Below are 11,539 nucleotides of genomic sequence, written 5' to 3'. Positions count from 1 at the left end.
GCGTCTGCGCGTGCGATGACGCGAGGTCAGGTAGTCATGAACAGACACGATCAGCACGGCAGCGGACATAGCACCCACCGACCGTGGCGGGCCCGTCTCCTCGCGGCAGCAGGCGCCGGTGCGCTGCTCCTCGCGTCGGGCGCGGTCGCGCCCCCGGTCTCGGCGAAGGAGGGCGACGGGGGTGACAAGGTGCTCACCGTCGCCGTGGCGCAGAGCGTCGACTCGCTCAGCCCGTTCCTGGCGGTGCGGCTGCTCAGTACGAGCATCCACCGGCTGACGTACGAGTACCTGACCAACTACGACGCCAAGGACAACCACGTCATACCGGGACTCGCCACCGAGTGGAAGTCCTCGCCGGACAAGCTGACCTGGACGTACACGATCCGTTCCGACTCCAAGTGGTCGGACGGCGAGCAGGCCACCGCCGAGGACGCGGCGTGGACGTTCAACACGATGATGACCGACCCGGGCGCCGCCACCGCCAACGGCAGCTTCGTCGGCAACTTCGAGAAGGTCACCGCGCCCAGCCCCACCCAGCTGGTGATCCGGCTGAAGAAGCCGCAGGCCACGATGACCGCGCTGGACGTGCCGATCGTGCCCAAGCACGTCTGGGAGAAGGTCGACGACTTCTCCAAGTTCAACACCGACAAGGACTTCCCCGTCGTCGGCAACGGCCCGTTCGTGCTCACCGACTACAAGCCGGACAGCTATGTGCGGCTCAAGGCCAACAAGGACTTCTGGCGCGGCGCCCCGAAGTTCGACGAGCTGGTCTTCCGGTACTACAAGGACCAGGACGCCGCCGTCGCCGCCCTGCGCAAGGGCGAGGTGTCGTTCGTCGCCGGGTCGCCGTCGCTGACCCCGGCCCAGGCCGACTCGCTCAAGGGCCAGGAGAACATCCGGGTCAACGACGCCCCCGGCCGCCGCTTCTACGCCCTGGCCACCAACCCGGGTGCGCGGGCGAAGGACGGCACGAAGTTCGGTGACGGCGACCCCTCGCTGCTGGACCAGCGGGTGCGCAACGCGCTGTTCATGGCGGTGGACCGCAAGGCGATCGTCGACAAGGTGTTCCAGGGCCACGCGGTCGAGGGGGCGGGCTACATCCCGCCGCGCTTCTCCTCGTACTTCTTCGAGCCGTCGGCCGGGCAGGAGCTGGCCCACGATCCCCAGAAGGCCGCCCGGCTGCTCGACGAGGCGGGCTACCGGACGAACGCCGACGGCAAGCGGCTCGGCAAGGACGGCAAGCCGCTGGACTACCGGATCCTGTGCCACGCCACCGACCCGAACGACAAGGCGGTCGGCAAGTACCTCCAGGAGTGGTGGGGCGAGCTGGGCATCTCCGTCACCCTCGACTGCCTGGACAACGTGACCGATCCGTGGCTGGCCGGCAAGTACGACCTCGCCTTCGACGGCTGGTCCGTCAACCCCGACCCCGACTTCGTGCTCTCGATCCACACCTGCGCGGCGCTCCCGGCGACGCCGAAGGACACCGGGGCCACCGACAACTTCATCTGCGACAAGGAGTACGACGGCCTGTACGCGCGGCAGTTGGGCGAGTACGACGCCGACAAGCGGGCGGAGATCGTCAAGCGGATGCAGTCCCGGCTCTACGACACCGGGTACATGAACGTCATGGCGTACCCGAACGCGGTCGAGGCCTACCGCACGGACCAGATCAAGTCGATCACCACGATGCCGTCCGCCGCGGGCAACATCTACGGGCAGGACGGCTACTGGAGCTGGTGGTCGGCCGTGCCCGCCGACTCCGGTGGATCCGCTGGGAGTTCGTCGTCGACCGGCACCGTGATCGGGATCGTGGCGGGCGTCGTCGTCCTCGTCGGTCTCGGGGTGCTCTTCGCCGTCCGCCGCCGGGCGTCGGCCGACGACCGTGAGTAGCGCGACCGGCTCCGCGAGCGTCTCCGCGATCGGGAAGCGTCCGTCCGAGGCGCCGCGGGGGCGCACCCGCAGCGCCTATCCGCGGTACGTGGCGGGGAAGCTGGCGGGCGCGGTGGTCTCCCTGTTCGCCGTCCTCGTCACGAGTTTCTTCCTCTTCCGGCTGATCCCCGGCGATCCGGTGAAGTTCATGACCGGAGGCCGCCCGGTCTCGGCCGAACAACTCGCGGTGTACAAGGAGGAGTTCGGGCTCGACCTGCCGCTGTGGGAGCAGTTCACGGACTACTGCCTCAAGGCGCTGAGCGGGGACCTGGGCACGTCGTACCAGTTCCACGCGCCCGTCGTCGACAAGATCACCGAGGCGCTGCCGAACACCCTGCTGCTCACGGGCACGGCCTTCGTGCTCTACACCGCGCTGGGCGCCTTCCTCGGCACCCGCTCGGCGTGGCGGCACGGGGGTCTCGGCGACCGGCTCAACACCGGTCTGGCTCTGACGCTGTACTCCATCCCGTCCTTCTGGCTGGGGCTGCTGCTCATCATCGTGCTGTCGGTGGGGGTGGACCCGATCCCGGGGCTGTTCCCGACCGGGGGCATGGAGTCGGGCCGCGAGGAGGGGCTCGCACGGGTGCTCGACGTGGCGCACCATCTCGTGCTGCCGGTGGTGACGCTGGTCGCGGTGGAGTACGGGCAGACGCTGCTGGTCACCCGGTCGGCGCTGCTGGACGAGATGGGCAGCGACTATCTGACCACCGCGCGGGCCAAGGGGCTCAGGGACGACCTCGTACGGCGCCGGCACGCCGTGCCCAACGCGCTGCTGCCGACGGTGACGCTGGTCTTCGTCAATCTGGGGCGGACCGTGGCGGGTGTCATCCTCGTCGAGACGGTCTTCTCCTGGCCGGGCCTCGGCGGACTCTTCTACCAGGCGCTGAGCGTGCCCGATCTGCCGCTGGTGCAGGGGCTGTTCTTCGTCTTCGCCGCCGCGGTGATCCTGATGAACACCCTGGCCGACCTGTTGTATCCGATGCTCGATCCGAGGGTGGGCCGATGACCGCCGAAACCACCGAATCCGCGTCCGGTCCGCCGGTGAAGCCCGGCCCACCGGTGAAGTCCGGTGCGCCGGGTCCGCGCGCGCTCGCCCGACGGCGGCGCCGTGCCTCCGTCGCCCGCTTCTGGAGGGAGTACCGCACGCACCGCGCGGGGGTGTTCGGGCTGGCGGCGCTGGTGCTGTTCGTGCTCGTGGCGCTGACCGCGCCGCTGACCGTCGGGTCGGACGTGGACAGTGTGACCGACGCGCCCGGGCAGCCGCTGGAGAGCCCGAGCGGCCGGTTCCCGCTGGGCACCGACCAGTTCGGGCGGAATCTGCTGGGGCTGCTGATCTGGGGCTCGCGCGTCTCGCTCCTGGTCGGACTGCTCGCGGCGGTGCTGTCGGTGCTGATCGGCGCGCTCATCGGGATCACGGCCGGGCACTTCCGCGGCTGGTACGCCACGGTGATGATGCGGATCACGGACTGGTTCCTGGTGATGCCGACGCTGGTGCTGGCGATCGTGCTGGCGACGGTGCTGTCCCGGTCGCTCGGCACCATCGTGCTCGCGATCGGCGTGACCACCTGGCCCACCACGGCGCGCCTGGTGCGGGCGCAGACGCTGGCGGTCGAGTCGCGGCCCTACATCGAGCGGGCGAAGGCGCTCGGGGGCGGGCACTGGCACATCATGTCCCGGCACGTGCTGCCCAACGTCATGCCGCTGATCCTCGCGCAGACGACGCTGATCATCTCCTCCGCGATCCTGTCCGAGGCGACCCTGGCCTTCCTCGGGCTCGGGGACCCGGCGGTCGTGTCCTGGGGCGGGCTGTTGCAGGATGCGCGGGAGGCGGGCTCGGTGAGTTCCGGCGACTGGTGGTACCTGGTGCCGCCGGGCATCGGGATCGCGGTCGTGGCGCTGGCGTTCACGCTGTGCGGGCGTGCGGTGGAGGCCGTTCTCAATCCCAGGCTGGGGGTGTCCCGTTGAGTCTGCTCGAGGTCCGGGACCTGAAGGTGACGTATCCGGGCGGTGCGGCCGCCGTGCGCGGGGTCGACCTGCGCCTGGAGGCCGGCGAGAAGCTCGGCGTCGCGGGCGAGTCCGGCTGCGGCAAGTCCACCCTGGCCCTGGCGCTGCTGCGGCTGCTGCCGCCCGGTGCCCGGGTGGGCGGGGAGGTGCTGCTGGACGGCGAGGACGTGCTCACGATGAAGTGGGGCCGGGTACGGGCCGTCCGCTGGGCCGGCGCCTCGATCGTCTTCCAGGGCGCGATGCACTCCCTGAACGCCGTCCACCGCATCGGCGACCAGATCGCCGAGCCGATCCTGCTGCACGGCAGGGCCACGCCGGGCGGGGCGCGCAGGCGGGCCGGGGAGCTGCTGGAGCAGGTCGGTCTGCCGGCCGCGCGGGCGAGTGCGTACCCGCACGAGCTGTCCGGTGGGCAGCGGCAGCGGGTGATGATCGCGATGGCGCTGGCGTGCGACCCGCGGCTGATCGTCGCCGACGAGCCGACCACGGCGCTCGACGTGATGATCCAGGCGCAGATCCTGCGGCTGATCGAGGGCCTGGTGGGCGAGCAGGACGTCGGCCTGATCATGATCAGCCACGACCTGGCGGTGCTGGCCGACACCTGCGACCGGCTGGCGGTGATGTACGCGGGCCGGGTGGTCGAGGAGGGCCCGGCCCGGCAGGTGTACGAGGACGCCCGGCATCCCTACGGCCGGGCGCTGTCGGAGGCGTTCCCGACGATCGGGGACCCTGCCTCGCGGTTCGCACCCCGCGGGCTGCCGGGCGACCCGCCCGACCCGGCGGCGGTGCCGTCCGGATGCGCGTTCCATCCGCGCTGCCCGGTCGCGCTGGACCGCTGTGCCACCCAGGACCAGCCCCTGCGGGAAGCGGGCACGCGACGCCGGGCGGCATGCGTGCACGTGGGCACGGACGGCACGGGAGCACCGGGCGGCGAGGGGACGCCCACCGAGGACGCGGCACCTGACCGGGACGGGGCCGCCGACGACCACGGCCCGGTCCCCCGGCGCCGGAATCACGACGAGGGCGGGAGACCCGCCGAACGCGGGAAGCCCCCCGGAACCCGCACCACCGGCACCACCGGCACCACCGGGAGCACCGACACCACCGGGTCCCCCGGCACCACCGAGACCAGCGGCACCACCGGCTCCACCGAGACCAGCGGCACCACCGAGACCACCGGCACCACCGGCACCACCCGGCCCCCCGGCAACGACACCGAGCCCGGCGGGGTCGCGTCGGCGGAGGACGACGGAGTGAGGAGCAGTGCCCCATGACCAGCACCGCGTCCAGCGGCACACCCACCGGCGCACCCGGTGACACCGCCGGTGCCACACCCCCGTTGCTGCGTGTCCAGGGGCTGCGCGTCACCTTTCCCGGCAGGCGCGGGGCGGCCGACGCGCGAGCCGTGGACGGGGTCGACCTCGACATCCGGCGGGGCGAGATCGTGGCGCTGGTCGGCGAGTCGGGCTGCGGCAAGACGACCCTCGCCCGTGCGCTGCTCGGCCTGGTCAGGCCGACCGAGGGGCGCGTCACCTTCGACGGCGCGCCCCTGACGTACTCCGCGCGGGCCCTCAAGGCGTACCGCAGACGAGCCCAGCTGGTCCTCCAGGATCCGAGCGGATCGCTGAACCCGCGCCACACGGTGTACGACATCGTCGCCGAGGGCCTGCGCATCCACGGCCACGCCGGGGACGAGCGGACGGCGGTCGCCGAGGCGCTGTCGCGTGCCGGGCTGCGACCACCGGAGCGGTTCTTCCTGCGCTACCCGCACGAGTTGTCCGGGGGCCAGCGCCAGCGGGTCGTCATCGCGGGCGCGCTGGTCCTGCGACCCGAGCTGCTGGTGGCCGACGAACCGGTGGCCTCCCTCGACGCCTCGGTGCGCGGCGAGATCCTCGCGCTGCTGCTGCGGCTGCGCACGGAGCTGGACCTGTCCGCGCTGGTGGTGACCCACGATCTGGGCCTGGCCTGGAACATCGCCGACCGGGTCGCGGTGATGTACCTCGGCCGGATCGTCGAGACCGGGCCGGTGGAGCAGGTGCTGACGGCACCTCGGCACCCCTACACCCAGGCACTGCTGTCCGTGCTGCCCGAGGCGCCCGGCGCCCCGGTCGTGCTCACCGGCGAGCCGCCGGACCCCTCGTACATCCCCGGCGGCTGCCGCTTCCACGTCCGCTGCCCGGTCCTGGCGGGCGGTGAGGCCGAACGGGCCGGCGTAGCCGACGCCTGCCGGACCGGGGACCTGGAGATCCTGCGCGGCGGCGACGAGTCCCAGGTCGCCTGCCACTGGGCTCGGGCGGAGGCGGCCGTCAGGGCCTCGGGGCCTTTGCCGCGGTGATCTCGCGGCACCTGTCCACGTCCTCGGCCATCTGCTCCAGGAGCGCGTCCAGCGTCTCGAACCTCGCCTGCCCGCGTACGAAGGCGACGAAGTCCACGGCGACGTGCAGGCCGTACAGCTCCAGGCCCACGCGGTCGATGGCGTACGCCTCGACCGTGCGCTCGGTGCCGTCGAACTGCGGGTTGGTGCCGACGGAGATCGCGGCCGGCATCGCCTCGCCCTGGGCGTGCAGCCAGCCGGCGTAGACGCCGTCGGCCGGGATCGCGGTGTGCGGGAGGGTCTCGACGTTGGCCGTGGGGAAGCCCATCTCACGGCCGCGCTGGGCGCCGCGCACTACCACGCCCTCCACCCTGTGCGGCCGGCCGAGGATCTCCGCGGCGCCGGACACGTCGCCCTCGGCGACCAGGCGGCGGGTCAGGGTGGAGGAGAACGGCTCGCCGCCGCCCGCCTCGCCGGTGACGTACAGGTCGACGACCTCGACCTCGAAGTCGTAGACCTTGCCCTGCTCGGTGAGGAAGTCCACGTTCCCGGCGGCCTTGTGGCCGAAGCGGAAGTTGGGGCCCTCGACGACCGCCTTGGCGCGCAGCCGGTCGACCAGGACCTTGACCACGAAGTCGGCCGCGGAGAGCTTCGAGAACTCCTTGGTGAAGGGCAGGATCAGCACCGCGTCCACGCCCAGGTCCGCCATCAGTTCGGCCCGGCGGTGGTGCGGGGCGAGCAGCGGCGGGTGGCTGCCGGGACGGACGACCTCGCTGGGATGCGGGTCGAAGGTGACGACGACGGCCGGAACGCCCAGCTCGCGGGCGCGGTCCACGGCGTGCCTGATGATCAGCTGGTGCCCGCGGTGAACGCCGTCGTAGGAGCCGATGGTGACGACGCTGCGTCCCCAGTCCTCGGGGATGTCCTCCAAGCCACGCCAGCGTTGCACTGTGTCCGCTCCTCGGTGCTTCCGTGGTTTCCATGGTTCCGTGGTGACCCTTACGCAGGTCTAAGGGTGCCATGCCGTCCGGCTCGGGCCCGCATCGGCGTCGGCGCTGTGACCGGGTGCACGGGCCGGTGGGCCGAGTCGGGGTCGCGGCCGGTCAGGCGGGGACGCGGACACCCGCCAGGTGCTCGATCGTGCGGCGGGTGCTGGGGCCCACCAGCGCGGCCCAGTCCTGGGGCGCGTCGGTGAGCCAGCCGGTCAGCCTGGAGGCGAAGCCGGGGAGGTGGCGGGCGAGGTCGACGAGGCCGCGGTCGAAGCGGGTGGCGCCCTCGGGGGTGCGGACGAGGAGCAGTCCGGTGCGCTGGACGAGGGCGCGCAACTCCTCCCCGTCGCACCGGGCGGCCGCGTGCAGCAGAGCGTCCAGGACGGCGGGTTCGTGCTCGTGGGCGAACAGGCGCTCCCGCAGCTCGCGGCGGAGCGGGGCGCCCGCCGTCGCCCCGTCGGCGGCGAGGACTCCGGCGAGCGCGGCCCGCACCGGCTCGGGCCCGTCGGCCAGGAGACGGGTCACCAGGGGCAGGAGTACGTCGCGGGGTGCGGGGTCGCGGTCGAGGCGCCGGTCGACGTACGCGGCCAGGTGCCCGGCGCTCTCGGGTCGCTCGGCCAGCGTCCGCCCGAGGAGTGCGGCCACCCGGTCGGCCAGCGCGGGTGTGGTGGCGTCGGTGAGCCTGCGCAGCGCCTCACCGGCGTCCGGGCCGAGCAGGCGGGCCCGGAAGGCTTCCAGGACGGGCTCGGGGTGGGTCGCCAGCGCGGCGGCCACCGCGCTCGGCGGGAGATGGGGGTCGCCGGCGGCGAAGTGGTCGAGGGCCCTGGGGAGGTGGCGGTCGCGGCAGGCGGGGTCCTGGACGAGCAGGGCGAGCGCGCCGCCGCGCAGCGGGCTGTCGGAGGGTCCGGCGAGCAGGACCAGCGCGGCGTGCCGCAGCAGGGTGCGGTCGGCGGCGGTGCGCGCGTGCGGGGCGGTGCGCAGTCCGTGGGTGACCGCCGCGGTCTGCCGTGCGGGGCGCTCGTCGCGCGCCCACCGCTCCACCGCGCGGCAGAGCGCCGACGGCTCCTCCTCGGCCAGGACGGCGAGGAGTTCGTCGGCGCGTCGGTGCGCGCTGTCGACGAGTACCTCGGTGAGGCCGTCCAGGCCGCGGTGGCGGTGGGTGTGCAGCAGCGCCTGCGCGGCCGTCGCCACGGTGGCGTGCGGGGTGGCGGGCAGCGGCCGTTCGTCGTCGAACCAGCGGACGAGGAGCGGTTGGACGGCCGCGGGGTCGGCGACGAGCAGCCCGGCCACGGTGTCGAGGTGGCGGGGGCCGGGCTCGTGCGGCGGTCCGTCGGCGAGGACGAGGCGGCGCAGCAGGTCCAGGCGGGTGGTGTCCGGCACCCGCAGGTCCGTCCAGAACCCGGGGCCGAACACCCGGGGCGCGGGCTGCCCTTCGCCGCCCCGCTCCGCGATGCCCTCGGCGAGCAGCCGCAGCACCTCCGTGTACGGCCTCGCGTCGGACACCCGGGTCAGCACCTCGGCCAGCAGTCGGGCGGCCCACCAGGAGTGCGGGTCCCGCGCCAGGGCGTGCACCAGCTCTTCGAGGGTCAGGGCGAGTTGGGGGACGCCGTGCTGACGGGCGAGGAGCAGGACCGCCTCGACGACGGAGCCGATGCGGTGGTGCGGGACGGGGAGGGTGTGGGCGCCGTGCGGGAGGTCGCGACGGTGGACGAGGACGCTCAAGGCCTCCTCCAGGTCGAGGTGGATGCCCTGGATCCAGTCGGCGAGCTCCTCGTGCGCGAAGCGGTAGCCGCTGCCCGCGGGTACGAAGAGGCCCTCGGTGAGTACGGCGGGTGCCCAGCCGGTGCCGCCGCCCAGCCGGGCCGGGGCCGGTCCCCACGGGAACAGCGCCTCGAAGGACTCCCGGTCCAGTGCGCCCTGTCCGGGTCCCAGGCTGCGCCGGGCCGCCTCGTGGACCTGCCCGGAGACCTTCGCCGCGAGTCGGCGCACGGCGGTGCCGTGCAGGCCGTTCTCCCCGGCCAGGCGGGTGGCGACGCGCAGGCACATCAGGTCCAGGTAGGCCGCGAGGACCGCGTCCCGGGTGAGGGGTACGGGGGCCGGGGTGCCGGGGAGGGCGGCGTGGACCTCCGAGAACAGGCGGAGGGTGAGGGGGTGGCGGGCGTCCGGGTCCGCCAGGGCGCCCTCGGGTACGCCGTGGCGGGCGCGCGCCTCCCGGGCCTGCTCGTCGCTCAGGTCGCCCAGGCGGACACAGGGCGGGAGCCCGGCGGACCCGCGCTCTAGGAGGCCCGCGGACACCGGCCGGGCGGACGCCGGTCCGCGTCCGGTGGCCTCCGTCCCGCCCGACGGACCCGCGGCGACCGGCCCGGGCACCCGCGCGGGTCGCGGCCCCACGGTGCCGTCGGCGCGACCGGTGCCGTCGGCGCGACCGGTGCCATCGGTGCGATCGGCGCCGTCCGTGCGACCGGTGCCGTCCGTGCGACCGGTGCCGTCCGTGCCACGCGGCCACGGCGCCGCGCCGGACGTATCGCCGCTCGTCGTCACCCGGGGCGTGGGCGCTCCTGCGGCTGCCCCCCACCGCGGGTCCCGCGGGCCGGTCCCGGACCAGGACACACCGTCGGCGGCACCCGACTCCGACTCCGACCCCAGCCCCAGACTCGGGCCCGGACCCGGCCCCGGACCCGGCACGGGGAGCGTTGCCCCGGACGGAGGCACATCACCCGCCACCCCCACGGTGCCGCCCGGTCCGAACCACGGTGCCGGGACGGTGGCCACCCTGGCCGCCGGGTCCTCCCTCACCCGCCCGGACGCCCGCGCCACCACGGCGGTGGCCCCCGCGCCGGCACCCGGGGCCGCACCCGCCGCGCCGGACCACGGTTCCCCCGCGTCCGGTCCGTACAGCAGCTCCCTCGGGAACTCCGCCCCCGCGTGCTCCCAGTACTCCGCACGGCAGGCCACCACGAGCCGTGCCTCCGTCTCCCGCAGCCAGGTGGCCGTGCCCTCGGTCCACTCGGGGAGGCGGTGCGCCAGCACGGGCGGCATCTCCTCGGGGCCGTCGAGGAGGATCAGGAGGGGTCGCCCGGCGACGCGGGCCAGCCGGGCGAGGCGTTCGGGGCTGATGGCGCCGGGGTCTTCACGACCGTGGCGGTCCGAGGCGGCGACGATGCGGGCGGCCCGCGCCAGCGTCCGGCGAGCCGCGTCCGCCAGCGACATGTCGTCCGCGTGCAGATCGGCCCCGCGCAGCCACAGCGTGGGCGCCGCGTCCGGGCCCCTGGAACGACGGGCGGCGAGGGCCGCCAGCTCGGTCGTCCGACCGCTGCCCGGCGCGCCGACCAGGCCGAGTACACGGGCGCGGCCGGCGGTGAAGGCGGCGAACTCCCGTGTCACCGCCGCCCGTTCGACCGGCTGCGCCGCGCCGGGTCCGCCGCCCGGCGCGGGGGCGGGGCACCCGTCGGTGACCGATGTCGCGGTGAGGGCGAGCACCCCGGCCAGGTTGAGGTCGGCGCCGTAGGCCGGGACCGTCGCCGCGTTCTCGGCGAGGAGGGCGGCGAGTGGGCCGCTGTCCGCGCGGCGCAGCGGCACGGCGAAGCCGACGTCACTGTGGCCGGAGCTGAGGGCGGTGCCGAGGACACCGAGGACGGCGCCCGTCGCCATGTCGAGCACGGGCCCGCCGGCCGCACCGCCGCCCAGCCGCAGGGCGTCCCGTCCACAGGTGCCGACGGCCAGTTCGAGGGCGCCCGCGAGGAGGTGGAAGCGGTCGGTGGCCGTGTAGGTGACGTCGGTGGCGCCCAGCACCCGGGCCTCGCGCCAGCCGCCGGCGGCGATCCGCACGTAGGTCCCGGTCTCGACGCGGTCCCGCGCGGTGAGGGGCAGCGGGTCGACGCCGAGCCCCTCGGTGCGCACCAGGGCCAGCCCGAGGGCGGGCAGCGGGGTCACGTCGGCGGCGGCCACGACGCGCCGGCGGCCCCCGGCCGTGCTCAGGACCAGCCGGGGCAGGCCGTCGACCGCTTCGTGGCTGGTAAGCACCGTGCCGTGGTGGTCGGCGACGACCCCCGTGCCGCGCGGGCGGCCGGCGAGGTCGTGGAAACGGATCAGGGCGGCGTCGGAGGCGTACCCGGCCGGATCGGCCGCGGGCTGTGCCGGACCGGCCGTCCGGACGGCCGGGGGCCCGCCCCGTGCTCGCCGGGAGACGTCCCCGGGCCGCTCCCCCGCCCTGCCGCCCGCCGCCTCCCGGGACCGGTTCCGCGACGCCATCGTCGAACCTCCCCGCCGTACACCCGTGCCGTGTGTTCGACGGTAGGCGCGG

General features: G+C 74.4%; 7 protein-coding genes. 5 read left to right on the top strand and 2 right to left on the bottom strand.

Features of this window, described 5'->3' with window-relative positions; all coding sequences use genetic code 11:
* Positions 1 to 36 precede the first annotated feature (36 nt).
* Genes IE94_RS0125980 through IE94_RS0125960 form a run of 5 tightly spaced genes read left to right on the top strand, consistent with a single transcriptional unit; the run spans position 37 to position 6,268 of the window.
* Positions 37 to 1,893 (top strand): ABC transporter substrate-binding protein, encoded by a 1,857-nt coding sequence (locus IE94_RS0125980; RefSeq protein WP_030188797.1) that lies wholly within the window; start codon positions 37 to 39, stop codon positions 1,891 to 1,893.
* Complete coding sequence (locus IE94_RS0125975) at positions 1,886 to 2,938, top strand: ABC transporter permease (protein ID WP_030188794.1); 1,053 nt, start codon at positions 1,886 to 1,888, stop codon at positions 2,936 to 2,938. Before IE94_RS0125980 ends, IE94_RS0125975 begins: the two co-directional genes overlap by 8 nt.
* Complete coding sequence (locus IE94_RS0125970; RefSeq protein WP_030188792.1) at positions 2,935 to 3,897, top strand: ABC transporter permease; 963 nt, start codon at positions 2,935 to 2,937, stop codon at positions 3,895 to 3,897. The genes IE94_RS0125975 and IE94_RS0125970 overlap by 4 nt, the downstream gene beginning before the upstream one ends.
* Positions 3,894 to 5,207 (top strand): ABC transporter ATP-binding protein, encoded by a 1,314-nt coding sequence (locus IE94_RS0125965; protein WP_078606590.1) that lies wholly within the window; start codon positions 3,894 to 3,896, stop codon positions 5,205 to 5,207. The genes IE94_RS0125970 and IE94_RS0125965 overlap by 4 nt, the downstream gene beginning before the upstream one ends.
* Positions 5,204 to 6,268: an ABC transporter ATP-binding protein gene (locus tag IE94_RS0125960; protein WP_030188782.1), complete on the top strand. Its 1,065-nt coding sequence runs from the start codon at positions 5,204 to 5,206 to the stop codon at positions 6,266 to 6,268. The genes IE94_RS0125965 and IE94_RS0125960 overlap by 4 nt, the downstream gene beginning before the upstream one ends.
* Here the strand turns inward: IE94_RS0125960 and IE94_RS0125955 are convergent.
* Both IE94_RS0125955 and IE94_RS0125950 read right to left on the bottom strand, forming a co-directional pair.
* Positions 6,240 to 7,196: a bifunctional riboflavin kinase/FAD synthetase gene (locus IE94_RS0125955; RefSeq protein ID WP_030188781.1), complete on the bottom strand. Its 957-nt coding sequence runs from the start codon at positions 7,194 to 7,196 to the stop codon at positions 6,240 to 6,242. The genes IE94_RS0125960 and IE94_RS0125955 overlap by 29 nt on opposite strands.
* 154 nt (positions 7,197 to 7,350) lie before the next feature.
* Positions 7,351 to 11,487 (bottom strand): trypsin-like peptidase domain-containing protein, encoded by a 4,137-nt coding sequence (locus tag IE94_RS0125950; protein ID WP_030188780.1) that lies wholly within the window; start codon positions 11,485 to 11,487, stop codon positions 7,351 to 7,353.
* Positions 11,488 to 11,539: the final 52 nt, after the last annotated feature.

It is taken from the genome of Streptomyces violaceorubidus (genome assembly GCF_000717995.1).
GTDB lineage: Bacteria > Actinomycetota > Actinomycetes > Streptomycetales > Streptomycetaceae > Streptomyces > Streptomyces violaceorubidus.
Note: the sequence above shows the minus strand (reverse complement) of the source record. Positions and strands in the feature narration are given on the sequence as shown.

Excerpts from the sequence above, each read along its gene's own strand:
- IE94_RS0125980 (WP_030188797.1), top strand. The coding sequence starts at position 37 with ATGAACAGACACGATCAGCACGGCAGCGGACATAGCACCCACCGACCG.
- IE94_RS0125970 (WP_030188792.1), top strand. The coding sequence starts at position 2,935 with ATGACCGCCGAAACCACCGAATCCGCGTCCGGTCCGCCGGTGAAGCCC.
- IE94_RS0125960 (WP_030188782.1), top strand. The coding sequence starts at position 5,204 with ATGACCAGCACCGCGTCCAGCGGCACACCCACCGGCGCACCCGGTGAC.
- IE94_RS0125950 (WP_030188780.1), bottom strand. The coding sequence starts at position 11,487 with ATGGCGTCGCGGAACCGGTCCCGGGAGGCGGCGGGCGGCAGGGCGGGG.